We start from the raw sequence: 26,103 nt of genomic DNA, 5'->3' as shown, positions 1-26,103 counted from the left end.
ATCAAACGCCACGCACAAATATGACATTAACCAAATATAGCCGTGATTTATTATATTCAGGATAACAATTTTGGGTAATGGTGCCAACTTACTGATTTAGTGTACGATGGTGTTTTTGAGGTGCTCCCGTGGCTTCCATCTCCATCAGTTGTCCCTCCTGCTCAGCTACTGAAGGCGTGGTGCGTAACGGTAAAAGTACTGCCGGACATCAGCGCTATCTCTGCTCTCACTGCCGTAAAACATGGCAGCTACAGTTCACTTACACCGCCTCTCAGCCCGGTACACACCAGAAAATCATTGATATGGCCATGAATGGTGTTGGATGCCGGGCAACCGCCCGCATTATGGGCGTTGGCCTCAACACGATTTTACGTCACTTAAAAAACTCAGGCCGCAGTCGGTAACCTCGCGCATACAGCCGGGCAGTGATGTGATTGTCTGCGCTGAAATGGACGAACAGTGGGGCTACGTCGGTGCTAAATCACGTCAGCGCTGGCTGTTTTTACGCGTATGACAGGATACGGAGGACGGTTGTGGCGCACGTCTTCGGTGAACGCACTCTGGCCACACTGGAGCGTCTTCTGAGCCTGCTGTCGGCCTTTGAGGTCGTGGTATGGATGACGGATGGCTGGCCGCTGTATGAATCCCGCCTGAAGGGAAAGCTGCACGTAATCAGCAAGCGTTACACTCAGCGAATTGAGCGGCATAACCTGAATCTGAGACAACATCTGGCAAGGCTGGGACGGAAGTCACTGTCGTTCTCAAAATCGGTGGAGCTGCATGACAAGGTCATCGGGCATTATCTGAACATAAAACACTATCAGTAAGTTGGAGTCATTACCAACACCTGACCTCCCAAAATACCCGCTCCGAAACACCGTCCGGAGCGGGGGGCACTCATTTTATCCCTTCACGATTCTCTTTCTGCGCTTCCAGTCGCTCCACGTCCCGGTACCAGCGCGGATGGTGCTTCTGCGCCCAGCGGCGGCTCACCTTCCCTTCAATCATCCCTTTAATCGAGCCTTTGACCCAGAACGCCATATACATATGGATCAGGATGGCGTGGATCAAAATAATGGCCGAGGTCGCGTGGATCAGCAGGCTATAGCGCACCACCTGCATCGGGAAATACTGGGCAAAGTACGGACGCCAGATAATGACCCCGGTCACCAGCAGCACAAAAATCATGCTCATGATGGTCCAGAACATCATCTTCTGTCCGGCGTTGTACTTGCCCACTTTCGCGACTTTGTGCTCGTTGCCTTTCAGCACCTCAACAATGCCCTTCAGCCACGGAATATCCTGCTTGTCCGGGATGTTGTGATGCACGAAACGCACGAACATAAACATCAGCGCCACGAAAATCAGCACCCCGAAGAACGGATGGAGAATACGCCCCATCTGCGGCGTACCGAAGGTCTCGGTCAGCCACTGCAGCGTCGGGAAGAAGAATGAAATCCCCGACAGTGACACCAGGAAGAAGCAGATCACCACCGTCCAGTGACAGGCGCGGTCGACAAACTTCGTGCGCACGATCATCTTTGACTTACTCATGGTGCTCCTCCTCATCGTCATCCACCTCTTTGTTCGGTCCGATGCCCACGTAGTGATAAATCAACCCGGCAAAGGTGGCGATAAAGCCCGCCGCGGAGAGCGGTTTAAGCGCCCCTTTCCACAGGTTGATAGAGGTATCGATCGCCGGATCCTTCGGCAGATTGTGATACAGCTCCGGCTGGTCGAGATGGTGCAGGACATACATCACGTGCGTCCCGCCTACCCCCTGCGGGTTGTAGACGCCCGCGTTGGCATAGCCGCGCGCCTTCAGCTTATCGACCCGCTGCTGGGCAACGTCCAGCATCTCCTTCTTGGTGCCAAAGTGAATCGCCCCGGTTGGACAGGTTTTCACGCATGCTGGCTCCTGACCAACGCTGACGCGATCCACGCACAGGGTGCATTTATAGACCCGGTTATCCTCTTTATTGAGGCGCGGCACGTTGAACGGACACCCGGCGATGCAGTACCCGCAGCCGATGCAGTTATCCTGCTGGAAATCGACAATGCCGTTGGCGTACTGAATAATCGCCCCGGCGGACGGACAGGCCTTAAGACAGCCCGGATCCTCACAGTGCATGCAGCCGTCTTTGCGGATCAGCCACTCCAGCTTGCCGTTCTGCTCGGTTTCGCTAAAACGCATCACCGTCCAGGATTTGGCGCTCAGATCGGCCGGGTTATCGTACACGCCAACGCAATGGCCCACCTCGTCGCGGATATCATTCCACTCGGAGCAGGCCACCTGGCAGGCTTTGCAGCCCACGCAGGAGGAGACATCAATAAGCTTTGCCACTTCCGCTTTGTAATCCCGCGCACGAGGCGCGGGGGTAAAGCCGTTGGTGGCGGAGCGTTTGATGACGTCTTGTGTTTCCATCGACATTTATTCGCTCCTTATGCTTTCTCGATGTTGACCAGAAACGCCTTGTACTCCGGCGTTTGCGAGTTGGAATCCCCTACCGATGGCGTCAGGGTGTTGGCGATATAGCCCTTCTGCGCCACCCCTTCAAAGCCCCAGTGCAGCGGAATACCGACCGTTTCCACCTGCTGGCCGTGAACGTTAAGGGCCTGCAGACGACGGGTAACCACCGCCACGGCGCGAATAAACCCGCGCTGGCTGCTGACTTTCACGCAATCGCCGTTGGCAATGCCTTTGGCCTGCGCCAGGGTCTCGCTAATCTCGACAAACTGTTCCGGCTGGGCGATAGCATTGAGTCGCGCATGCTTGGTCCAGGTGTGGAAATGCTCGGTCAGGCGATAGGTGGTGCCGACATACGGGAACTTGTCTTTCTTGCCCATCCGCACGGCATCTTCCTCGTAGACACGCACCACCGGACTCGAAACCACGTTCGGGTGCAGCGGGTTGGTGCCCAGCGGCGTTTCCATCGGCTCGTAGTGTTCCGGGAACGGCCCTTCCGCCAGCTTGTCGATGGCAAACAGACGCCCCAGCCCTTCCGGCTGCATGATAAACGGCCCGGTGTTGCTGCCCGGCGCGGCGGTGTTGTAGTCCGGAATATCGTTCCCGGTCCACTTCGCACCGTTCCACTGGATCAGCATCCGTTTCGGATCCCACGGCTTGCCGTTGATGTCCGCCGAGGCGCGGTTGTAAAGCACGCGACGGTTCAGCGGCCACGCCCAGGCCCAGCCAAGCGTATTGCCCAGCCCTGACGGGTCGGCGTTATCGCGGTTAGCCATCTGGTTACCCTGCTCGGTCCAGCTCCCGGTGTAGATCCAGCACGACGATGCCGTCGTACCGTCATCACGCAGCTGGGCGAAGCTGCTCAACAGCTGGCCTTTCTTCGCGATCGGTACGCCGTTGGCATCATAGAGATCCGCCAGCGCATAGCCGTTGTTCTCTTTCGCCACCTCTTCCGATTCCGGGTGATCCGGCTGTTTGTAATCCCAGCGCATCCGCAGCAGCGGCTCGACGCCTTTGCCGCCTTCGGTGCGATACATCTCGCGCAGGCGATGGTAAATCCCTGCCAGGATCTCACCGTCGTTGCGCGCTTCGCCCGGCGCATCCTGCCCCTTCCAGTGCCACTGCAGCCAGCGACCGGAGTTGGCGATGGAGCCGTCCTCTTCCGCGAAGCAGGTCGACGGCAGACGGAAGACCTCGGTCTGAATCGAGGCGGTATCCACATCATTCATCTCGCCGTGGTTCTGCCAGAAGGTCGAGGTTTCGGTCACCAGCGGATCGATCACCACCATGTACTTCAGCTTGCTGAGGCTGGCGACAATCTTGTTCTTATCCGGGAACGACGCCACCGGGTTAAAGCCCTGACAGATGTAGCCCGTGACCTTCCCCTTCGACATCATGTTGAAATACTTAATGACGTCGTATGACTGATCCCATTTCGGCAGCCAGTTAAAGCCCCAGTCGTTCTCCTTCTGTGCCGCATCGCCGTAGAAGGATTTCATCAGGCTGACGAAGAACTTCGGATAGTTGCTCCAGTAGTTCACCTGGTCAGGCAGCGTCGCTTTCGGCGTGTTCGCCGTCATATAGCTTTGCAGGTCCGTCTGTTTCTCGGACGGCAGCGTCAGATAGCCGGTCAGGCTGGTCGACAGCAGGCCGAGATCGGTCAGGCCCTGGATGTTGGAGTGACCGCGCAGGGCGTTAACCCCGCCACCGGCCATACCCATGTTGCCGAGCAGCAGCTGGATCATCGCCATGGTACGGATGTTCTGCGCCCCGACGGTATGCTGCGTCCAGCCCAGCGCGTACAGGAAGGTCGTAGTTCTGTCGGCGGCACTGGTGGAGGCCAGCACTTCACACACCTTCAGGAAATCGGCTTTCGGCGTGCCGCAGATATTCTCCACCACCTCCGGCGTATAGCGGGAGACGTGCTGTTTCAGCAGGTTCCACACGCAGCGCGGATCGGTCAGGGTTTCATCGCGTTTTGCATAGCCGTTTTCGTCGAACTGATAGTTCCAGGAGGACTTGTCGTACTGGCGTTTTTCGGCATCGTAGCCGCTGAACAGCCCGTCGTCGAAGGCAAAATCTTCCCGCACCAGCAGGTTCGCGTTGGTGTAATGCTTAACGTACTCGGCGTTAATTTTGTTGTTTTCGATCAGGTACAGCAGCACGCCGGAGAGGAACGTGATGTCCGTGCCGGAGCGGATTGGCGCATAGATATCAGCCACCGACGCCGTACGCGTAAAGCGCGGATCGACGACGATCAGCGTCGCATCATTGTTGTTTTTCGCTTCCATCGCCCAGCGGAATCCCACCGGATGCGCTTCAGCGGCGTTACCGCCCATCACCATCACGACGTTGGCGTTTTTGATATCAACCCAGTGGTTGGTCATCGCACCGCGACCAAATGTTGGAGCAAGACTTGCTACCGTTGGTCCGTGTCAGACGCGCGCCTGGTTGTCTACCGCCAGCATGCCGAGGGAGCGCACAAATTTTTGCGTCAGCATGCCGGTTTCATTACTTGCCGCGGATGCACACAGCATCCCGGTGGAGAGCCAGCGGTTTACCGTCACGCCCTGCTCATTGGTTTCGACGAAGTTAGCGTCGCGGTCGGCCTTCATCAGCTTCGCGATACGCGTGAAGGCTTCATCCCAGGAGAGTCGCTGCCATTTGTCGGAGCCCGGGGCGCGGTATTCCGGGTAACGCAGACGGTTATCGCTGTGGACATAGTCCAGCAGGCCCGCCCCTTTCGGGCATAACGCCCCGCGGCTGACCGGATGATCCGCATCGCCTTCAATATGATAAATCGACTCTTTGGCGTTCTTCGCGCCATCACCCAGGCTATACATCAATAGCCCGCATCCCACGGAGCAGTATGTGCAGGTGTTACGGATCTCTTTGGCGCGCAGCAACTTATAGTTGCGCGCCTGAGCCAGCGCCATTTTAGGGGCGAACCCTAAAGCAGCCACTGTCGTACCGGCCATACCGCCCGCGCAGATTTTAAAAAACTGTCTGCGGCTGACGTCCATTGCTGTCCTCGTTAGATCATTGAGAATTCCGGCGGAAAACTAACAGCAAAGCCCCTGTTTTTTTTGCGGCAAATCAATATCACCGATCTTCGCCCTCTTAATAGTCAGCGGGGAGCGGTTTTATTACTGCTTAATGAGTAGCTGAAGGGAGATTAATTCGCGGAAGGTACTGAAACAGTGCTATAAATTTGCCCCTAAAAATGCAAAGACTGTGGAAATAAGATGGACAGAAAAAAAGCCACCCTGATCGGGCTGGCCGCAATTGTGCTCTGGAGCACGATGGTGGGCCTGATCCGGGGCGTCAGCGAGGGGCTCGGCCCGGTAGGGGGAGCGGCGATGATCTACACGCTCAGCGGTTTACTCTGCCTGATCACGGTCGGGTTTCCTGACCTCCGGCGTTTCTCGCGCCGTTACCTGATTGCCGGCAGTGTGCTGTTCGTCAGCTATGAAATTTGCCTGGCGTTGTCGTTAGGCTACGCCACTACCCGCCATCAGGCGATTGAGGTGGGGATGGTTAACTATCTCTGGCCGAGCCTGACCATTGTGTTTGCCATTCTGTTTAACCGCCAGCGTTCGACCTTGTGGGTGATCCCGGGGCTGATTATCTCCCTGCTGGGCGTCAGCTGGGTGTTGGGCGGCGAGAACGGGCTCAATCCGGCGGAGATTGCCCGCAACATCGTCTCCAATCCGCTGAGCTACGGTCTCGCCTTTGTCGGAGCCTTTATCTGGGCGGCCTACTGCACCGTGACCAGCAAATATGCCAGGGGGCAGAACGGGATTACGCTGTTTGTGCTGCTGACGGCGCTAACCCTGTGGCTGAAATATGCCTTCAGCGATCAGCCCGAGATGGTGTTCAGCGTGCCGGTGACGATCAAGCTCCTGATGTGCGGCGTGGCGCTGGGGTTTGGCTATGCCTCGTGGAACGTCGGGATTCTGCACGGCAACGTGACGCTGCTGGCGGCGGCCTCCTATTTTACCCCGGTGCTGTCAGCAGCGCTGGCTGCGGTGCTGCTGAGTGCGCCCCTGTCGTTTAGCTTCTGGCAGGGCGCGATGATGGTGTGCGCGGGGTCGCTATTGTGCTGGTACGCCACGCGGGCCCGTAAGGGTTAGGATTCTGCGGCCTGCCACGCCGGGCGGCGCATGCGCTTGCCCGGTCTACGGCGTGGTGCCGTTTGTAGATTTTGTAGGCCGGGTCAGGCGGAGCCGCCACCCGGCATCTCCTCCAGGGTGAGGGAACTGTTCCTGCGCAGCCAGCTTTGCAGCAGCTTCCCGTCCTGGCTCATCTCGCCGTCCTGACGCACGCACAGGTAATAATCCCGGCCATCATCAATGGGCAGATCGAAGATCTTCACCAGCTCCCCGCTCTCCAGATAGGGGGCAATCAGCGGCTCACGCATCAGGGCACAGCCCAGCCCCGCCTGCACTCCCGCCAGGGTTAACAGCCCGTCTTCAAACATCGGTCCGCTGCGCCGCACCGGGCGCTTCACTCCCTGCTGGATAAACCACTGCTGCCAGGTGGCGCGCTCCTCGTCGTGCAGGAGCGGCATTTGCAGCAGCTGTTCGGGGGTGTCGATATGCCCGTGCAGGCGCAAAAACGCCCGGCTACAGACCGGCACCATCTGCCCGGAAATCAATTTTTCGCTCTGGTAGCCCGCCCACTGGCCGTTACCAAAGCGAATCGACATATCCGAGGCATCGCTCAGGTAGTTGCGGTGGTTGGCGTAAACCACGTTAATCTCGGTTTGCGGATTGGCGCGCATAAACCCCGGCAGGCGCGGAATAAACCACCCCATGCCAAACAGCGGGATCAGGCTGATGGTCACCTGGCGGGTCTGCACCTGCTCCAGTAAATGCTCCGTGGCCTGGCGCAGCACGTTAAAAGCCGCGCGAATGGAGCGGTAGTAGTCCCGCCCCTGCTGGCTGAGGATCAACCTGCGCCCCTGGCGCTCGGTGAGCGGCATTTGCAGATACCCTTCCAGCACCTTCAACTGATGGCTGACCGCCGACGGAGAGATGTCCAGCTCCCGGGCTGCCTGCGTCACGCTGCCCAGACGGGCTATCGCTTCGAAGGCCCGAACCGCCCGCAGGGGCGGATCGTTCGCCAGCCGGCTATCGGCAAAGGCCGCCAACGCCATGGATTGTTCTGTTTTATTCATATATTGACCTGTTATGGATAATCAGGTTAATCAGTTATTTATCATAATCTTTAAAATCAATCAGATAACGCAAGCTCCAAAAATCATAAGAAAGAATATATGCGTATTTCACAATTTAATTCAATTATTAGATGTTACCCGCTGAAAGAGCAATTTGTCGGGTAACAAAGTTGGACACACTCATACAACAACTGATCAACGGCGTGATGCTGGGCAGCATCTACGCGCTGATCGCGCTGGGCTATACCATGGTGTATGGCATTTTGCGCATTATTAACTTCGCCCACGGCGATATTCTGATGGTCGGCGCGCTGACTACCCTGTCGGCGCTGAATCTTCTCAGCAACCATTTCCCGGCCATGCCGCAGCTATTGCAGCTCGGCTTTGCGCTGGTGATTGCCATGGCGGTCTGCGCCCTGCTGGCGATGGCGGTGGAGCGCTTTGCCTACCGTCGCCTGCGCAACGCCCCGCGGCTGGCCCCGCTGATCTCCGGGATTGGCGTGTCGGTGCTGCTGCAAACTCTGGCGATGGTTATCTGGTCGCGCAACCCGCTGATGTTTCCGCAGATCCTGCCGATGGACCCCATTGCCGTCACCGCAGGCAGCGAGGCACATCCCCCGGCGATTATCACCGTGACCGGCATCGTGACCGTGGCGCTGGCCCTGATTGTGATGACCGGCCTGTGGCTGCTGGTGGAGTACACCCGTCTTGGCCGCGGTATGCGCGCGGTGGCGGAAAATCCGCGCGTCGCCACCCTGATGGGCGTCAACCCAAATGCGATCATCACCCTGACCTTCGCCATTGGCGGCATCTTTGCCGCGCTGGCGGGGGTGATGATGGCCAGCAACTACGGCAACGCCAGCTTCTCGATGGGCTTCCTGCCCGGCATTAAGGCCTTTACCGCGGCGGTGCTCGGCGGCATCGGCAATATTCGCGGGGCGATGATTGGCGGGATCCTGCTCGGCATTATCGAAGCGCTGGGCGCCGGTTATCTGGGCGAGCTCACGAACGGCGTGTTCGGCAGCAACTATCAGGACGTGTTCGCCTTTATCGTGCTGATTCTGGTGCTGGTCTTCCGTCCGGCAGGTCTGCTGGGCGAGCGCGTGGCGCACAGGGCGTAAGGGAAAATCATGACTGCCATTGAACTCAAAACCCCGGCGACCAGCGGTAAATTCTGGTCCGGCATGACGCTCTTCGTCCTTGCCCTGCTGCTTGCACCGGTGGTGGCTACCCAGTTGGGCGGCAACTACTGGGTGCGGGTGATCGACTTCGCCCTGCTCTACATCATGCTGGCGCTGGGGCTGAATATCGTGGTGGGCTATACCGGCCTGCTGGATATGGGCTTTATTGCCTTCTACGCCGTCGGTGCCTATCTGGCGGCGCTGCTGGCGTCTCCGCATCTGGCGGAGGTGTTCCCGATCCTCAACGTCTGGTTCCCGGACGGGCTGCACACCTCTTACCTGTTGATTATCCCGCTTGCGGCACTGGTTGCGGCGGTGTGCGGCATTCTGCTCGGTGCCCCTACGCTGAAGCTGCGCGGGGATTACCTGGCGATCGTGACCCTCGGCTTCGGAGAGATCATCCGCATTCTGATGCGTAACCTCGACCGCCCGGTGAACATCACCAACGGCGCGAAAGGCATTACCGGCGTCGATACCCTCAACCTGTTCGGCCTCAAGTTCAGCGGGGTTTACCACTGGTTTGGCGTCAAAGTGCCCGCCCTGTGGCTGTGGTACTACCTGCTGATGCTGGTGATTGTCGGGATCATTTTTGTCTGCCTGCGCCTGCAACACTCGCGCATTGGCCGGGCGTGGCACGCCATCCGCGAGGATGAAGACGTCGCCCGGGCGATGGGCATCAACGTGCGCAACTTTAAGCTGCTGGCCTTCGCCATGGGCGCCTCCTTCGGCGGCGTGGCCGGGGCGCTGTTCGGTGCCTTCCAGGGCTTTGTCTCCCCGGAATCCTTTACCCTGCAGGAGTCCATTGCCGTGCTGGCGATGGTGGTACTGGGCGGGATGGGCCATATCCCGGGAGTGATCCTCGGGGCGGTGCTGCTTACCGCCCTGCCGGAGCTGCTGCGCAGCCAGGCGGCCCCGGTGCAGCAGGCGCTGTTTGGTTCAGTACTCATTGACCCGGAGATCCTGCGCCAGCTGTTCTACGGCCTGGCCCTTGTCGGCGTGATGCTGGTTCGCCCGTCGGGCATCTGGCCGAAGCGCCACAAGGAGGTGAAAGCATGAGCCTGTTAACCGTGCGCAACATGTCCAAACGCTTTGGCGGCCTGACGGCGGTGGATAACGTCTCGCTGTCAATTAACAAGGGCGAGATCTACGGTCTGATCGGCCCCAACGGTGCGGGCAAAACCACCTGCTTTAACCTGATCACCGGCCTGTATCCGGCCGACAGCGGCGAGTTCGCCATTGCCGATAAACCTTATTTTCCAACCCAGATCGAAAAAGTGACTGCCGCGGGTATCGCCCGCACCTTCCAGAACGTGCGGCTGTTTAACGAGATGTCGGTGCTGGAGAACGTGATGGTCGGTCGCCACGTGCGCACCCGCAACGGCCTGTGGGCGGCGCTGAGCCGTCACAAGCGCGCCCGGGAAGAAGAAGCCCGGACCCTGGAGCAGGCCTGGCACTGGCTGGAGTACACCGGCATCGCGAAGTTCGCCCACTACCGCGCCTGCGACCTGGCCTACGGCCATCAGCGTCGGCTGGAGATTGCCCGTGCGCTGGCCACCGATCCGCTGCTGCTGGCGCTGGACGAACCCGCTGCCGGGATGAACGCGGCAGAAAAAGTGGCCCTGGGTGAACTGCTGACCCGCATTCGTGACGACGGAAAAACCCTGTTGATGATTGAACACGACGTGAAGCTGGTGATGGGGATCTGCGATCGCCTCACGGTGCTGGATTACGGCAAAACGTTAGCCAGCGGCACCCCGGACAGCGTGCGCCGCGACCCGGCGGTCATCGCCGCCTGGCTTGGAGGCAATGCCCATGTCTGAATTACTGAAAGTGGAACGTCTGGACGTGCATTACGGCGGGATCCAGGCGGTCCGGGATGTATCCTTTAGCCTGCGCGAAGGCGAACAGGCCACCCTGATCGGTGCTAACGGCGCGGGCAAAAGCTCCACCGTGCGGGCCATCACCGGGCTGGAGCGTTTTGGCGGCAACATTGAATTTAACGGCAAGCCGGTGCGTAAACAGAAAGCCGAAGGGCTGCTGCGCAACGGGCTGGTGATGGTCCCCGAAGGTCGGGGCATCTTCGCCCGCATGACGGTGCTGGAGAACTTACAGATGGGGGCCTGGCTTAGACGTGACACTGTCACCGTGAAGCAGGAGATGGACGCGATTTTTGACCGTTTTCCCCGTCTGGGCGAACGCCAGAACCAGCTGGCCGGGCTGCTCTCCGGCGGGGAGCAGCAGCTTTTAGCGCTGAACCGCGCCCTGCTCAGCCAACCGCGTCTGCTGATCCTCGACGAGCCGTCGATGGGCCTTGCGCCGAAGATGGTGGAGAACATTTTTGCCGTCATCGCCGGGCTGCGCGAGCGCGGCGTCGCCCTGCTGCTGATCGAACAGAACGCCCGCCTGGCGCTGGAAGTCACCGACCAGGCCTGGGTAATGGACAGCGGCAGCATCGTTCATCACGGGGCATCGAAAGCGATGCTCGACGACGACCAGATTGCACAGATTTATTTGGGCGAAATGCCCGTTTAACGACACCAACCAACATCAGGAAAAAATAATGAAAACCGTAAAAATCAGCGCCCTCAGCGCCGCTATTCTGCTCAGCGGGTTTGCCTCTACCGGAGCCTGGGCCGCCGACAGCGAAACCGTGGTGATTGGCCTGGCCGGCCCGCTCACCGGCCCGTCTGCCCGTATCGGTAAAGACCTGGAGAACGGCGCCCAACTGGCGATTGACGACATCAACAAGCAGCACCCGACCATTGGCGGCAAAGCGGTGACCTTCAAGCTACAGTCCGAAGATGACCAGTCGGATCCGCGTACCGCGGTGGCCGTGGCCCAGCGTCTGGTAGACAACGGCGTAGCGGGCGTAGTCGGTCACTGGAACACCGGCACCAGCATCCCGGCAGCGCGGGTGTATCACGACGCGGGTATCGCTCAGGTGGCCCCGGTCGCTACCGGTCACGCCTATACCAAACAGGGTTTTGACACCAGCTTCCGCGTGATGGGCCATGACGATGACGGCGGTCAGTTTGCCGGACAGTACGCCATCGACACCCTGAAAGCCAAACGCATCGCGGTGATCGACGACCGTACCGCCTTTGGTCAGGGGCTGGCGGACGAGTTTATTAAATCCCTCGAAGCTCAGGGCGTGAAGATTGTCGACCGTCAGTACGTTGACGACAAAACCGTCGACTTCAGCGCCGTGTTGACCGCGATCCGTAGCAAAAACGCGGATCTGATCTTCTTCGGCGGCGTGGACAGCCAGGCAGCACCGCTGGCGCGCCGTATCAAACAGCTGGGGATGAACGCCACCCTGATGGGCGCGGGCGGCTTTGTCAGCCAGACCTTCCTGCAGCTGGCGCAGAAAGAGGGTGAAGGCGTGGTGGCGCTGGAACCGGGCCTGCCGGTGGATCAGATGCCGGGCGGCAAGACCTTTGAGCAGGCGTATCAGTCCCGCTACCACACCCATATCGAACTGCACGCCCCGTTCGCCTATGACGCGACCCGCGTGCTGGTAGCGGCGATGGAGAAAGCCGACTCGGTGGATCCGGCAGAGTACCTGCCTGCCCTGCGCGCCATCAGCTACTCCGGCGTCACCGGGCAAATCGCCTTTGATGACCAGGGCAACCTGAAAGCCCCGTCGTTCACCGTCTATAAAGTGGTCGACGGCAAATGGCAGCCGCAAACCGTACTGGGCGGCGCAAAAGCTAAGTAACGCAGTGAGGCAATGTGATGAGTGATAATAACGAGCTGGGCATTCTCGCCCGCCGCAAAATTGAAGCAGAAATTATTAAGCCCATTTACGAAATTCTGGTGCGCGAGATCGGCAAGACCCGCGCCCAGGCGGTAATTGGCGAGGCCATTGAGCAGGCCGCCATTGACGCGGGCAAAGCGTTTGCCAGCAAGGAGCCGAACGGCGCGGACGTGAAGAGCTTTATCGCCCTGCAGTATCTGTGGGAGAAGGATAACGCCCTGGACGTGAAGGTGATCGACGCCGATGACCAGCAGTACAACTACAACGTGACCCGCTGTCGCTATGCCGAGATGTATCACGAGATGGGGCTGGGTGAGATCGGCCACCTGCTGTCGTGCGCCCGCGATGAGAAATTTATCGTCGGCTATGCGCCAGACGTGGAGCTGACCCGTACCACCACCATCATGCAGGGCGGCAAGTGCTGCGACTTCCGCTATCGCAGCAGCAAGGACAAAGCATGATCCGCGTGAATGCAGATCGGCTATGGTCGACGCTGGAGAGGATGGCGCAGATCGGCGGTACGCCCGGGGGCGGCGTGACCCGCCTGGCGTTAAGCGACGAAGACCGGATTGCCCGCAACCTGCTGCGCGACTGGGCGCTGGAGGCGGGTTTTTCCTGCGATGTTGACAGCATGGGCAATATGTTTATCCGTCGCGCGGGCAGGAACGCTGCCCTCGCCCCGGTGATGACCGGCTCGCACGTGGACTCTCAGCCGCTGGGCGGCAACTACGACGGGATCTACGGCGTGCTGGCCGGGCTGGAGCTGCTGCGCACCCTGAACGACCATCAGATTGAAACCGAGCGCGATATCGTGCTGGTGAACTGGACCAACGAAGAAGGGGCGCGTTTTGCTCCGGCGATGCTCTCTTCCGGCGTCTGGACCGGGCAGTTCAGCGAAGCGTACGCCCACGCCCAGGCCGACCGGGATGGCATTACCGTAAGTGAAGCGCTGGACACCATTGGCTATCGCGGCGAACGCCCTGCCCGCGCCTTCCCGATCCACGCCTGCTACGAGCTGCATATCGAACAGGGGCCGATTCTGGAAGATGAAGCCGTTGATATCGGACAGGTACGTGCGGCGATGGGCCAGCGCTGGTTTACCCTCACGCTGGACGGTTTCGCCGCCCATGCAGGCACCACGCCGATGCACAGCCGACGCGACGCCTTAACCGCCTTTGCAGAGCTGGCGCTGAAGGTGGAAGCCATTGGCTATCAGCATGCGCCCGACGGCCGCGCGACAATTGGGATGGCAGAAATCACGCCGAACTCGCGCAACGTGGTCCCTTCCCGGGTGGTGTGCAGCGTCGAATTCCGTCACCCGGAAAGCGCGGCGCTGATTGCGATGGAAACCGCCCTGCATCAGGCGGCGGAAAGCCTGTCTGCCAGGGGCGTCAGCGCTAAGGTCGAGCGGATCTTTGACTATGCCCCGATTGCCTTTGATGCCGCCTGCCTGGCGCGCAGCGAGCAGGCAGTGGCTACGCTGGGCTATTCGGCAAAACCGATGGTCTCCGGTGCCGGGCACGATACCTGCTATATCAGCAAAATCGCGCCGGCCAGCATGATCTTTATTCCTTGCGTAAAAGGCATCAGCCATAACGAAGCGGAAAAGATCCTGCCGGAATGGTCAGAGAAAGGCGCCAATGTGCTGCTGCATAGCGTGCTGAGTGCGGCGCAGGAGCCGTAAAAAAGCGCCGGATGCGCTGCGCTTATCCGGCCTACGGTCCGAGCCGTTGTAGGCCCGGCAAGCACAGCGCCGCCGGGCAAAACCTGTGTCACTGGATGTGACGATTGAACAAACCTGTAAAGATGACTATAGTAATAATTACGGGTTGCAAGGTTAAGGGATAACCATGGGGATCTATCTTACGCCTGAATTTGAGGCGGAGCGCAAGGATGCACGCATCAGTAATACTATTTTGTGTAAGGCCGCAAACGCGATCATTTCTGGCCTGCATGGCGATCATTTAGGTAAATACACATATAAAAAGCGGCTTGCCCTGCCAGCCGTGAGTCCACGAGATGGCGCGCGGGCTATCGTGTTTTTTCATGATGGTGCCAATGTATATTTTTTTGATATGTACCTGAAAAGCCATCTATCAAAAAAGAAAGGCAAGGAGCTTGAAGATGACGAAATTGATGCTTATTGCAGGATCGCAGAAGATTTTATCGCGCTGACCCCAGTCCAGATAAAGCGTCTGGTGGATGACAAAGAACTGCTAGAGGTAACTTGTGATGACTGAACGACTGAAACGCATTCAGGGCATGGCTCAGCGTTACAACAAATTAGGTGTTGTGAAAGATGAGACGGTGGCATCCATCGATGCCGCAGTGGCTGCCCGTAACATCCCGGCGGTACGCGAAATGACCGGCGGCGAGATTAAAGAAGTCCGAGCGCGCTACAACATGTCTCAGGCGGCCCTGGCAATAACAACCGGTATGTCGGTTGAAAGCGTATCCAAATGGGAGCGCAATGAAAGTAAGCCCAACAAAGCGGCCCTACGTATCATCAATATCATTGATGTAAAAGGACCTGAAGTATTCATGGTCTGAAGCCCCCCAGAAAAATAAGCTGCGGCCTGCATCGCCGGGCGGTTTTTTACCGCTGCGCGACCCTCGCGAGGCTAAACCAAATCCCGATCGCCAGTACCGTTAACATCCCGCCTGCGCTGCCGAGCGCCACGCTGTGCGAGGTGATAAACGCGGTTTTCGCCGCCTCAATCACCGATTCGGCAAGCGTTGGCGTCAGATGCTGGGCGACCTTCACCGCCTCGCCGATGGATGAGGAGGCGTGATCGGCAAGGCTGGCATCCAGCCCCGGCGGCAGCTCGATCGAGGCCGAGAAGCTGCGGGTCAGGAGCAGACCAAAGATCGCAATCCCCAGCCCGGCCCCCAGCTCATAGGACATGGTTTCAATCGCCCCGGCCGCAGCGGCCTTCTCTTTTGGCGCGGCGGCCATGATCGCGGAGGTGGAGGCCAGCAGCGCGCTCGCCGCGCTAAAGCCCAGCAGCACCATCAGACACCAGGCCTGCCACTGCTGGGTGCTGAAATCGAGCATCGACAGACCGATAAAGCTGAGCGCGCTCAGGCCCATGCCGCCGGTCGCCACGATCCGCAGCCCCAGACGCCCCACCAGCACCCCGGCAATCGGGCCGCTAAAGCCGCTGGCGACCATTACCGGCAGCATAAACATCCCCGCCTCAAACGGGGTAAAGCCGTGGACGAACTGTAACTCCTGGGCCATCAGCAGCTCAAAGCCCACCAGGGCAATCATCGCCGTCATCGCCATCACCACGCCGCTGAGAATAATGCGGTGGCCGAACAGGCGAATGTCAATCATCGGCGTGCGGGCGCGCAGCTGGATGCGGATAAAGATCCACAGCATTACCGCCCCGGTCAGCAGCGTGCCCGCCACCAGCCACGGAGAAATTCCCCCTTTCAGCGCCGTTTTAGCGCTGTAGACCAGCAGCAAAATCGCCACGATCAGCATCAGGGCATGGGTGATGTTCAGCGGCTGCTCAGGCCGCCCCTGCTGAGCCGGAACATAACGCGCCGCCAGGGAAACCACCAGCAGCACAATCGGGACGTTGATCAAAAATACCGCCCCCCAGTAGAAGTGCGCCAGCAGCATCCCGCCCACCAGCGGACCAAAGGCCGCCCCGCCGGACCCCACCGCCGCCCAGACCCCGAGGGCAATATTACGCCGACGCGCATCCGAGAACAGGGTGCGGATCCCGGCCAGGGTGGCAGGAATGATCATCGCCGCCCCAATTGCCAGCGAGGCCCGCGCCGCAATCAGCCACCCCGCAGAAGGGGCAAACGCCGCCGCCAGCGACGAGAGGCCAAACAGGGTGCTGCCCATCATCAGCAGCCGTTTAAAGCCGATGCGATCCCCGAGCGCCCCCATCGGCAGCACCATCCCGGCCATCACCAGGGAGTAGATATCAATGATCCACAGCAATTCATTGCCGCTGGCGTCCAGGGTCATACTCAGCGTCGGCGCGGCGACGTGGAGCACCGTGGCGTCGATCGCCACCGGGATATAGACCAGCACAATAATCACTAACGCTAACCACTGACGAAACATAACTATCCTTATCTGACTAAACCTGGACACATGTCCAGATTGCGATCCTACGTAAAGTTGAACGCGTGTCCAGCTTTTTGTTACACTTGTTGTCCCCCAGTTGAGAGTGAAAATAATGAGCTATCTGAGCAAGGACGAGCGGCGGGAAGAGATCCTGCAGGCGGCGATGCGCGTGGCGCTGAGCGAAGGCTTTACCGCGATGACCGTAAGGCGTATTGCCAGTGAGGCGAAAGTGGCGACCGGTCAGGTGCATCACCATTTTGCCTCCGCAGGCGAGCTCAAATCGCAGGCCTTTATCCGCCTGATCCGCGCCCTGCTGGATGCCGATGTGGTAGCAGAAAACGCCACCTGGCGGGAACGGCTCCACGCCATGCTCGGCAGCGATGACCGCAGTTTTGAACCCTATATTCGCCTGTGGCGGGAAGCCCAGCTGTTAGCCACCCGCGATGACGAAATAAAAGGGGCTTATGTGTTAACCATGGAGATGTGGCATCAGGAGACGGTCGCCATAATACGGGCGGGTGAACAAGAGAAGGCCTTCAGGCTGAAAGACAGGGCTGAAAACGTCGCCTGGCGGCTGATTGGCCTGGTCTGCGGGCTGGACGGGCTGTATGTATTATCCATGCCGCAGATGGACGACGCAGCATTTAATCAACACCTTAATACGTTAATTACCCTCGAGCTGGACTAATCATCAGCCATTCTTAACTGTTACGATTTGTAACACATTAAGCGAGCCCACATCTCCCTTCTAAACTCAGGGGTTCGCTTTTTTATCTATCCTTTCAGAAGACTCCCAAAACACATCTAATAATTTCTCATCAAAAACTCAGGCATCTGCCTGAATGTATTTCTCTTTCTGCCATTTACGGATATGCAAGAGGGTAATATGTCACAACAAGCTGAGAAGAATAATCATTATCTGTTGAGTAACTGGAAACCGGAAAACGCAGCATTTTGGGAAAATAAAGGTAAAAAGATTGCGCGACGAAATTTAGTTATTTCGGTTGCCTGTCTGCTGCTGGCGTTCTGCGTCTGGATGTTATTTAGCGCGGTGGCGGTGAACCTGAATAAGGTGGGTTTTAATTTCACCACCGATCAGCTGTTTATGTTAACCGCCCTGCCTTCGCTCTCCGGGGCAATATTACGCGTTCCCTACTCCTTTATGGTGCCCATATTTGGCGGCCGTTACTGGACGGTATTAAGTACCGTTATTCTTATTATTCCCTGCGTATGGCTGGGTATTGCGGTGCAAAACCCGGCTACTCCTTATGCGGTATTTATCACTATTGCCCTGCTGTGCGGTTTTGCCGGCGCCAACTTCGCCTCAAGCATGGGCAACATCAGCTTTTTCTTCCCCAAAGCCAAACAGGGCAGCGCGCTGGGGATTAACGGCGGGCTGGGCAATCTCGGCGTCAGCGTGATGCAGATGCTGGCTCCGGTGGTGATCTTCCTGCCGATGTTTACTTTCCTTGGGGTGCACGGCGTGCCGCAGGAGGATGGCTCGACGCTGTTCCTCGCCAACGCCGCCTGGATTTGGGCCCCGCTGCTTTTGCTTGCCACCCTCGCCGCCTTTTTCGGCATGAACGATATCGCCAGCTCGAAGGCGACCATCGCCAGCCAGCTGCCGGTACTCAAGCGACTGCACCTGTGGCTGCTGAGCCTGCTTTATCTGGCCACCTTCGGGTCGTTTATCGGCTTTTCCGCCGGGTTCGCGATGCTGTCGAAAACCCAGTTCCCGGACGTCAATATCCTGCATCTGGCCTTCTTTGGCCCGCTGATTGGGGCCCTGGCGCGTTCTGCCGGTGGGGTGATCTCCGATAAGCTTGGCGGGGTGCGCGTCACGCTGGTGAACTTCATCTTTATGGCCCTGTTCAGCGCCCTGCTGTTCCTCACCCTGCCGGGCTCCGGCTCCGGCAACTTTACCGCCTTCTATCTGGTGTTTATGGGGCTGTTTCTCACCGCCGGGCTCGGCAGCGGCTCCACCTTCCAGATGATCGCTGTCATCTTCCGGCAAATCACCGTCTATAGAGTCAAACTGCACGGCGGCACGGACGAGCAGGCCCAGAAAGAGGCTGTTACCGACACCGCGGCCGCGCTGGGCTTTATCTCGGCCATCGGCGCCGTCGGCGGGTTCTTCATTCCCAAAGCCTTCGGCACCTCCCTGGCGATGACCGGCTCGCCGGTAGGGGCGATGAAGGTCTTCCTGGTGTTCTACATCGTCTGCGTGTTCGTCACCTGGCTGGTGTATGGCCGTCGTCAGAAGCACGTCAAATCATAACGAGTCAGTTCAATTTTTTGTGAGCAGTGTAACCACGGGGCGGGAGTCGCCCCGTCAGGAGAAACGTCATGAGTAAATTGTTGGATCGCTTTCGTTATTTCAAACTAAAAGGCGAGACCTTCGCTGATGGACACGGTCAGGTGATGCACACCAACCGCGACTGGGAGGACAGCTATCGCCAGCGATGGCAGTTCGACAAAATTGTGCGATCCACCCACGGCGTGAACTGTACCGGCTCCTGTAGCTGGAAAATCTACGTCAAGAATGGTCTGGTCACCTGGGAAACCCAGCAGACCGACTACCCCCGCACCCGCCCCGACCTGCCGAATCACGAGCCGCGCGGCTGCCCGCGCGGGGCCAGCTACTCCTGGTATCTCTACAGCGCCAACCGCCTGAAGTACCCGCTGGTGCGCCGCAAGCTGATCGAGCTATGGCGCGAGGCGCTGGCACAGCACAGCGATCCGGTGCTGGCCTGGAACGCCATCATGAGCGATCCGCAGAAGAGCCAGAGCTATAAGCAGGCGCGCGGTCACGGCGGGTTTATCCGCTCCAACTGGAAAGAATTAAACCAGCTTATCGCCGCCGCCAACGTCTGGACCATCAAGCACTACGGCCCGGACCGGGTGGCAGGCTTCTCGCCGATCCCAGCGATGTCGATGGTCTCCTACGCCGCGGGCACCCGCTATCTCTCCCTGCTGGGCGGCACCTGTCTGAGCTTCTACGACTGGTATTGCGATCTACCGCCCGCCTCGCCGATGACCTGGGGCGAGCAAACCGACGTGCCGGAGTCCGCCGACTGGTATAACTCCAGCTATATCATCGCCTGGGGCTCCAACGTGCCGCAGACCCGTACCCCGGACGCCCACTTCTTTACCGAAGTCCGCTACAAAGGCACCAAAACCATCGCCATCACCCCCGATTTTTCGGAAGTGGCGAAACTCAGCGACCAGTGGCTGGCGCCGAAACAGGGTACCGACAGCGCCCTGGCGATGGCGATGGGCCACGTGATCCTGAAAGAGTTCCACCTTGATAACCCGAGCGACTACTTCCTCAACTACTGCCGTCGCTATACCGACATGCCGATGCTGGTGATGCTCGACCCGCGCGAAGACGGCAGCTACGTGCCGGGCCGGATGCTGCGGGCCTCCGACCTCGCCGACGGGCTGGGCGAAGCCAATAATCCGGAGTGGAAAACCGTCGCCTTTACCGCCACCGGCGATCTGGTGGTGCCCAACGGCTCTATCGGCTTCCGCTGGGGCGAAAAAGGCAAATGGAATCTCGAACCTTTGGCGGCCGGTCAGGAAACGGAGCTGGCGCTCTCCCTGCTGGGCACCCGCGACACCGTCGCCGGGGTGGCCTTCCCCTACTTTGGCGGCAATGAAAACCCGCATTTTCGCAGCGTGAAGCAGGAGCCGGTGCTGGTGCGCCAGCTGCCGGTAAAAACCCTGACCCTCGCCGATGGCCGCCAGCTGCACGTCGCCAGCGTCTACGATCTGGTGCTGGCTAACTACGGTCTCGATCGCGGGCTGGAAGATGTTCACGCCGCAAAAGATTACGCCGAAATCAAAGCCTACACTCCGGCCTGGGGGGAGCAGATCACCGGCGTGCCGCGTCGCCATATTGAGCAGATCGCCCGGGAGTTCGCCGACACGGCGCATAAAACCCACGGACGGTCGATGATTATCCTCGGTGCCGGGGTGAACCACTGGTATCACATGGACATGAACTACCGCGGGACGATTAACATGCTGGTGTTCTGCGGCTGCGTGGGCAAAAGCGGCGGCGGCTGGTCGCACTATGTCGGCCAGGAGAAGCTGCGTCCGCAAACCGGCTGGCTGCCGCTGGCCTTCGCCCTCGACTGGAACCGCCCGCCGCGCCAGATGAACAGCACCTCGTTCTTCTACAATCACGCCAGCCAGTGGCGCTATGAAAAACTCACCGCCCAGGAGCTGCTCTCCCCCCTGGCGGACGCTTCGAAGTTCACCGGGCATCTGATCGACTTTAACGTGCGCGCCGAGCGCATGGGCTGGCTGCCGTCTTCGCCGCAGCTGAACCTTAATCCGCTTCACATCAAGGCTCAGGCCGAGGCGGTCGGCATGTCGCCCCAAGAGTACACCACCCAGGCGCTGAGATCGGGCGATATCCGTATGGCCTGCGAGCAGCCGGACAGCGGCAGTAACCATCCACGCAACCTGTTCGTCTGGCGCTCGAACCTGCTGGGCTCGTCCGGCAAAGGCCATGAATACATGCTTAAGTACCTGCTGGGTACTGAAAACGGTATTCAGGGCGACGATCTCGGCAATACCGACGACGTGAAACCCGAAGAGGTGGAGTGGCAGACCGCCGCCATCGAGGGCAAGCTGGATCTGCTGGTGACCCTCGATTTTCGCATGTCCAGCACCTGCCTGTTCTCGGATATCGTCCTGCCGACCGCCACCTGGTATGAGAAAGACGATATGAATACCTCGGATATGCATCCGTTTATTCATCCCCTTTCCGCCGCGGTGGACCCGGCCTGGGAGTCGCGCAGCGACTGGGAGATCTACAAGGGCATCGCCAAAGTCTTCTCTGAGGTCTGCGTCGGCCATCTGGGTACCGAAACCGACGTGGTGCTGCAACCGTTGCAGCACGACTCCCCGGCGGAGCTGTCCCAGCCGTTCGACATCGCCGACTGGCGCAAAGGCGAATGTGAGCTGATCCCCGGCAAAACCGCGCCAAACATCGCCGTGGTGGAGCGTAACTACCCGGACACCTACGAGCGCTTTACCGCCCTCGGGCCGCTGCTGGACAAGCTCGGCAACGGCGGGAAAGGCATCTCGTGGAATACCCAGGACGAGGTCGATTTCCTCGGCAAGCTCAACTACGTCAAGCTCGACGGCCCGGCGAAAGGCCGCCCGCGCATTGAGACGGCGATTGACGCCTCGGAGGTGATCCTCGCCCTAGCCCCGGAAACCAACGGCCAGGTGGCGGTCAAGGCCTGGGAGGCGCTGGCGGAATTTACCGGTCGCGAGCACAGCCATCTGGCGCTGAACAAGGAGGACGAGAAGATCCGCTTCCGCGATATTCAGGCCCAGCCGCGTAAAATCATCTCCAGCCCGACCTGGTCCGGCATCGAGAGCGAACATGTCTCTTATAACGCCGGCTACACCAACGTCCACGAGCTGATCCCCTGGCGCACCCTCTCCGGGCGTCAACAGCTGTATCAGGATCACCAGTGGATGCGCGCCTTCGGCGAGAGCCTGGTAGCCTATCGTCCGCCGATTGATACCCGCAGCGTGACCCATATGCGCGAGATCCCACCCAACGGCTTCCCGGAGAAGGCGCTGAACTTCCTGACGCCGCACCAGAAATGGGGTATTCACTCCACCTACAGCGAGAACCTGCTGATGCAGACGCTGTCGCGCGGCGGGCCCATTGTCTGGATCAGCGAAACCGACGCCCGCGAGCTGGGCATTGAGGATAACGACTGGATCGAGTGCTTCAACGCCAACGGCGCCCTCACCGCCCGCGCGGTGGTCAGCCAGCGCGTGCCGCCGGGAATGACCATGATGTACCACGCCCAGGAGCGCATTCTGAACATTCCAGGCTCTGAAGTGACCGGACGGCGCGGGGGGATCCACAACTCGGTCACCCGCATCTGCCCGAAACCGACCCACATGATTGGCGGTTACGCCCAGCTGGCGTATGGCTTCAACTACTACGGTACCGTCGGGTCGAACCGCGACGAGTTCATCATGATCCGCAAAATGAAGAACATTAACTGGCTGGATGGCGAAGGTCGGGATCAGGTACAGGAGGCGAAAAAATGAAAATACGCTCACAGGTTGGCATGGTACTCAATCTCGACAAATGCATTGGCTGTCACACCTGCTCGGTGACCTGCAAAAACGTCTGGACCGGGCGCGAAGGCATGGAGTACGCCTGGTTTAACAACGTCGAAACCAAACCGGGCATCGGCTACCCGAAAAACTGGGAGGACCAGGAGGTGTGGCAAGGCGGCTGGATCCGCGGCATCTCCGGCAAGCTGACCCCGCGTCTGGGCGGCAAGCTGGGGGTGCTGTCGAAAATCTTCGCTAACCCGCAGATGCCGCAGATCGACGACTATTACGAACCCTTCACCTTCGACTATCAGGATCTGCACCGCGCCCCGGAGGGCAACCACCTGCCTACCGCCCGCCCGCGCTCGCTGATTGACGGCAAGCGCATGGAAAAAATCAAATGGGGGCCGAACTGGGAAGAGCTGCTCGGGGGCGAGTTCGAGAAGCGCGCCCGGGATCGTAACTTCGACAGGATGCAGAAGGAGATGTACGGCCAGTTCGAAAACACCTTCATGATGTATCTTCCGCGCCTGTGCGAGCACTGCCTGAACCCGAGCTGCGCGGCCACCTGCCCGAGCGGGGCGATCTACAAGCGCGAAGAGGATGGCATCGTGCTGATCGACCAGGACAAGTGCCGCGGCTGGCGTCTGTGCATCAGCGGCTGCCCGTACAAAAAGATCTACTTCAACTGGAAGAGCGGCAAGTCGGAAAAATGCATCTTCTGCTATCCGCGCATCGAATCCGGCCAGCCCACCGTCTGCTCGGAAACCTGCGTCGGGCGCATCCGTTACCTCGGCGTGCTGCTGTATGACGCAGACCGTATCGAAGAGGCGGCCAGCACCGAGCATGAAACCGATCTCTATGAGCGTCAGTGCGACGTGTTCCTGAACCCGCACGACCCGGCCATCATTGAAGAGGCGGTTAAGCAAGGCATTCCGCAGAACGTGATTGACGCGGCACAGCGTTCCCCGGTCTACAAAATGGCGATGGACTGGAAGCTGGCCCTGCCGCTGCACCCGGAGTACCGCACCCTGCCGATGGTCTGGTATGTACCGCCGCTGTCGCCGATCCAGTCCTATGCCGATGCCGGTGGTCTGCCGCAGACCGACAGCATCCTCCCGGCCGTCGAAAGCCTGCGCATTCCGGTGCAGTACCTGGCGAACATGCTCAGCGCGGGCGACACTGGCCCGGTGCTGCGCGCCCTGAAACGGATGATGGCGATGCGCCACTACAAACGCTCCCAGACCGTGGAAGGCGTGACCGATACCCGCGCCATTGAGGAAGTGGGCCTCAGCGTCGAGCAAGTGGAGGAGATGTACCGCTATCTCGCCATCGCCAACTACGAGGACCGCTTCGTGATCCCGACCAGCCACCGGGAGATGGCCCGTGACGCCTTCCCGGAGAAAAATGGCTGCGGCTTTACCTTCGGCGACGGCTGCCACGGTTCCGACACCAAATTTAACCTGTTCAACAGCAGCCGCATCGACGCCATCAACATCACCGAGGTGCGGGATCACGGGGAGGGAGAGTAATGCAGATCCTCAAAATTATTGCCCTGCTGATTGAGTACCCGGACGAGGCGCTGTGGGAGAGCCGCGACGAGGCGATCTCACTGGTGGCGCAGGACGCGCCGGCGCTGCTGACCTTTGCGCAGCACTATCTCAGCGCGCCGCTGCTCGACCGCCAGGCCGAGTGGTGTGAGGTGTTCGAGCGCGGGCGCGCCACCTCGCTGCTGCTGTTCGAACACGTGCATGCGGAGTCACGGGATCGCGGACAGGCGATGGTCGACCTGATGAATCAGTACGAGCAGGCCGGGCTGCAGCTCGACTGCCGCGAGCTGCCGGACTATCTGCCGCTCTATCTGGAGTATCTGAGCATTGTGCCCGAGGCGCAGGCCCGGGAGGGGTTGCAGAACGTCGCGCCGATCCTGGCCCTGATTGGCGGACGGCTGAAACAGCGCCAGGTGGCGCATTATCAACTGTTCGACGCCCTGCTGAGGTTCGCGGGCAGCAAACTCTCCAGTGACAGTGTCACGCAGCAGGTGGCGGGTGAAAAACGGGATGATACCCGCCAGGCGCTGGATGCGGTCTGGGAAGAGGAGCAGGTGAAGTTTATTGAGGATAACGCCACGGCGTGCGACAGCTCGCCCATGCAGCAATATCAACGACGCTTTAGCCAGGACGTCGCGCCGCAGTACGTGGACGTCAGTGCCGGAGGCCCAAAATGACACACCATCTGAACGTCTTTTTCTTCGACATTTATCCGTACATCTGCGCCGCGGTCTTCTTCCTCGGCAGCTGGCTGCGGTATGACTACGGCCAGTACACCTGGCGCGCCTCCTCCAGCCAGTTGCTGAGCAAGCGCGGCATGAACTGGGGCTCTAACCTGTTCCACATCGGCATTCTGGGGATTTTTTTCGGCCATCTGTTCGGGATGTTAACCCCGCACTGGATGTACGCCTGGTTCCTGCCGATGGCGGTCAAACAGCAGCTGGCGATGATTGCCGGGGGGATCTGCGGCGTATTGACCCTGATTGGCGGCTCGATGCTGTTGTATCGTCGTCTGTTTAATCAGCGGGTGCGCGCCACCTCCACCACCCCGGATATCATCATCATGAGCATTCTGCTGACCCAGTGCGTGCTCGGCCTGACGACCATTCCATTCTCGGCCCAGTACCCGGACGGCAGCGAGATGCTGAAACTGGTCGGCTGGGCGCAGGGGATCTTCACTTTCCGCGGCGGATCGTCTGAGATGCTGACCGGCGTGGCGTTCATATTCCGCGTCCACCTGGTGCTGGGGATGACTATCTTCCTGATCTTCCCGTTCACCCGTCTGGTTCACGTCTGGAGCGCTCCGTTCGAGTACATCACCCGACGCTATCAGCTGGTGCGCTCCCGGAGGTAAGCCCGAGCCACGCCGGGTGGCGGCTCCGCCTTACCCGGCCTACGAAAGCCGCACCATACCGTAGGCCGGGCAAGTGCATGCGCCGCCCGGCGTTGCAGACCGCAGGGTGCCAAACCATGTCGGGGAGCGGCTGTGCCTTACCCGACCTACGAAAACCGCACCATACCGTAGGCCGGGCAAGTGCATGCGCCGCCGGGCGTTGCAGACCGCAAGGTGCCAAACCATGCCGGGTGGCGGCTCCGCCTTACCCGGCCTACGAAAGCCACACCATACCGTAGGCCGGGCAAGCGCATGCGCCGCCCGGCGTTGCAGACCGCAGGGTGCCAAACCATGCCGGGTGGCGGCTCCGCCTTACCCGGCCTACGAAAACCGCACCACACCGTAGGCCGGGCAAGCGCATGCGCCGCCCGGCGTTGCAGACCGCAGGGTGCC

General features: G+C 59.6%; 21 protein-coding genes and 1 pseudogene. 17 read left to right on the top strand and 5 right to left on the bottom strand.

Going from position 1 to position 26,103, the window contains the following annotated elements; genetic code table 11:
* Positions 1-128: 128 nt before the first annotated feature.
* Positions 129-827 (top strand): annotated as a pseudogene (locus LRS40_RS18720) (IS1 family transposase).
* Between the two features lie 70 nt (positions 828-897).
* Here the strand turns inward: LRS40_RS18720 and fdnI are convergent.
* From fdnI to fdnG, 3 genes are read right to left on the bottom strand one after another with little or no spacing between them, the layout of a single operon-like run.
* Entirely contained in the window at positions 898-1,554 is a 657-nt protein-coding gene (gene fdnI, locus LRS40_RS18715) for a formate dehydrogenase-N subunit gamma (protein WP_142489487.1), read from the bottom strand.
* Complete coding sequence (gene fdxH / locus LRS40_RS18710) at positions 1,547-2,431, bottom strand: formate dehydrogenase subunit beta (protein WP_142489488.1); 885 nt, start codon at positions 2,429-2,431, stop codon at positions 1,547-1,549. Before fdxH ends, fdnI begins: the two co-directional genes overlap by 8 nt.
* 11 nt (positions 2,432-2,442) lie before the next feature.
* Positions 2,443-5,490 (bottom strand): formate dehydrogenase-N subunit alpha, encoded by a 3,048-nt coding sequence (gene fdnG, locus LRS40_RS18705; protein WP_231312332.1) that lies wholly within the window; start codon positions 5,488-5,490, stop codon positions 2,443-2,445.
* A gap of 222 nt (positions 5,491-5,712) precedes the next feature.
* Here fdnG and yddG point away from each other — a divergent pair, with 222 nt between their 5' ends.
* A complete protein-coding gene (gene yddG, locus LRS40_RS18700) occupies positions 5,713-6,600 on the top strand; it encodes an aromatic amino acid DMT transporter YddG (RefSeq protein WP_231312331.1) in 888 nt (295 codons plus the stop codon).
* Between the two features lie 83 nt (positions 6,601-6,683).
* Here yddG and LRS40_RS18695 read toward each other — a convergent pair whose 3' ends face one another.
* A complete protein-coding gene (locus LRS40_RS18695; protein WP_231312330.1) occupies positions 6,684-7,646 on the bottom strand; it encodes a LysR substrate-binding domain-containing protein in 963 nt (320 codons plus the stop codon).
* Positions 7,647-7,816: 170 nt separating this feature from the next.
* Between LRS40_RS18695 and LRS40_RS18690 the strand changes: the two genes are divergently transcribed.
* The 9 genes from LRS40_RS18690 (at position 7,817) to LRS40_RS18650 (ending at position 15,134) form a co-directional block, all read left to right on the top strand.
* Entirely contained in the window at positions 7,817-8,767 is a 951-nt protein-coding gene (locus LRS40_RS18690; RefSeq protein WP_142489492.1) for a branched-chain amino acid ABC transporter permease, read from the top strand.
* 9 nt (positions 8,768-8,776) lie between these two features.
* Positions 8,777-9,883, top strand: a complete 1,107-nt coding sequence (locus tag LRS40_RS18685; protein WP_231312329.1) for a branched-chain amino acid ABC transporter permease — start codon at positions 8,777-8,779, stop codon at positions 9,881-9,883.
* Complete coding sequence (locus tag LRS40_RS18680) at positions 9,880-10,647, top strand: ABC transporter ATP-binding protein (protein ID WP_156263792.1); 768 nt, start codon at positions 9,880-9,882, stop codon at positions 10,645-10,647. The genes LRS40_RS18685 and LRS40_RS18680 overlap by 4 nt, the downstream gene beginning before the upstream one ends.
* Positions 10,640-11,359, top strand: coding sequence for an ABC transporter ATP-binding protein (locus tag LRS40_RS18675; protein WP_231312328.1), 720 nt, complete (start codon positions 10,640-10,642; stop codon positions 11,357-11,359). The genes LRS40_RS18680 and LRS40_RS18675 overlap by 8 nt, the downstream gene beginning before the upstream one ends.
* 28 nt (positions 11,360-11,387) lie before the next feature.
* Positions 11,388-12,545, top strand: coding sequence for a branched-chain amino acid ABC transporter substrate-binding protein (locus tag LRS40_RS18670; protein WP_231312327.1), 1,158 nt, complete (start codon positions 11,388-11,390; stop codon positions 12,543-12,545).
* Between the two features lie 17 nt (positions 12,546-12,562).
* Positions 12,563-13,045 carry an L-2-amino-thiazoline-4-carboxylic acid hydrolase gene (locus LRS40_RS18665; RefSeq protein WP_142489497.1) on the top strand — a complete coding sequence of 161 codons (483 nt, stop codon included), beginning with the start codon at positions 12,563-12,565 and terminating at the stop codon, positions 13,043-13,045.
* Positions 13,042-14,268 (top strand): Zn-dependent hydrolase, encoded by a 1,227-nt coding sequence (locus LRS40_RS18660; RefSeq protein WP_231312326.1) that lies wholly within the window; start codon positions 13,042-13,044, stop codon positions 14,266-14,268. The genes LRS40_RS18665 and LRS40_RS18660 overlap by 4 nt, the downstream gene beginning before the upstream one ends.
* A 166-nt stretch (positions 14,269-14,434) precedes the next feature.
* A complete protein-coding gene (locus LRS40_RS18655; RefSeq protein ID WP_231312325.1) occupies positions 14,435-14,824 on the top strand; it encodes a type II toxin-antitoxin system RelE/ParE family toxin in 390 nt (129 codons plus the stop codon).
* A complete protein-coding gene (locus LRS40_RS18650; RefSeq protein ID WP_231312324.1) occupies positions 14,817-15,134 on the top strand; it encodes a DNA-binding transcriptional regulator in 318 nt (105 codons plus the stop codon). Before LRS40_RS18655 ends, LRS40_RS18650 begins: the two co-directional genes overlap by 8 nt.
* A gap of 46 nt (positions 15,135-15,180) precedes the next feature.
* On the opposite strand, the gene LRS40_RS18645 is transcribed toward LRS40_RS18650, so the two are convergent.
* The gene (locus LRS40_RS18645; protein WP_231312323.1) at positions 15,181-16,668 is read right to left on the bottom strand and encodes an MFS transporter; all 1,488 of its coding nucleotides are present in this window, start codon (positions 16,666-16,668) and stop codon (positions 15,181-15,183) included.
* Positions 16,669-16,783: 115 nt separating this feature from the next.
* On the opposite strand from LRS40_RS18645, the gene LRS40_RS18640 reads away from it, so the two are divergent.
* The 6 genes from LRS40_RS18640 (at position 16,784) to narI (ending at position 25,671) form a co-directional block, all read left to right on the top strand.
* The gene (locus LRS40_RS18640) at positions 16,784-17,359 is read left to right on the top strand and encodes a TetR family transcriptional regulator (RefSeq protein ID WP_231312322.1); all 576 of its coding nucleotides are present in this window, start codon (positions 16,784-16,786) and stop codon (positions 17,357-17,359) included.
* A gap of 198 nt (positions 17,360-17,557) precedes the next feature.
* Entirely contained in the window at positions 17,558-18,949 is a 1,392-nt protein-coding gene (locus LRS40_RS18635; RefSeq protein WP_142489507.1) for a NarK family nitrate/nitrite MFS transporter, read from the top strand.
* A gap of 68 nt (positions 18,950-19,017) precedes the next feature.
* The gene (locus LRS40_RS18630) at positions 19,018-22,758 is read left to right on the top strand and encodes a nitrate reductase subunit alpha (RefSeq protein ID WP_231312321.1); all 3,741 of its coding nucleotides are present in this window, start codon (positions 19,018-19,020) and stop codon (positions 22,756-22,758) included.
* Complete coding sequence (gene narH, locus LRS40_RS18625; RefSeq protein ID WP_231312320.1) at positions 22,755-24,299, top strand: nitrate reductase subunit beta; 1,545 nt, start codon at positions 22,755-22,757, stop codon at positions 24,297-24,299. Before LRS40_RS18630 ends, narH begins: the two co-directional genes overlap by 4 nt.
* Positions 24,299-24,994 (top strand): nitrate reductase molybdenum cofactor assembly chaperone, encoded by a 696-nt coding sequence (gene narW, locus LRS40_RS18620; protein WP_231312319.1) that lies wholly within the window; start codon positions 24,299-24,301, stop codon positions 24,992-24,994. Before narH ends, narW begins: the two co-directional genes overlap by 1 nt.
* Positions 24,991-25,671 (top strand): respiratory nitrate reductase subunit gamma, encoded by a 681-nt coding sequence (gene narI / locus LRS40_RS18615; RefSeq protein ID WP_032618185.1) that lies wholly within the window; start codon positions 24,991-24,993, stop codon positions 25,669-25,671. Before narW ends, narI begins: the two co-directional genes overlap by 4 nt.
* Positions 25,672-26,103 lie beyond the last annotated feature (432 nt).

The organism is Leclercia sp. G3L (assembly GCF_021117075.1).
Taxonomy (GTDB): Bacteria; Pseudomonadota; Gammaproteobacteria; order Enterobacterales; family Enterobacteriaceae; genus Enterobacter; species Enterobacter adecarboxylatus_C.
Note: the sequence above shows the minus strand (reverse complement) of the source record. Positions and strands in the feature narration are given on the sequence as shown.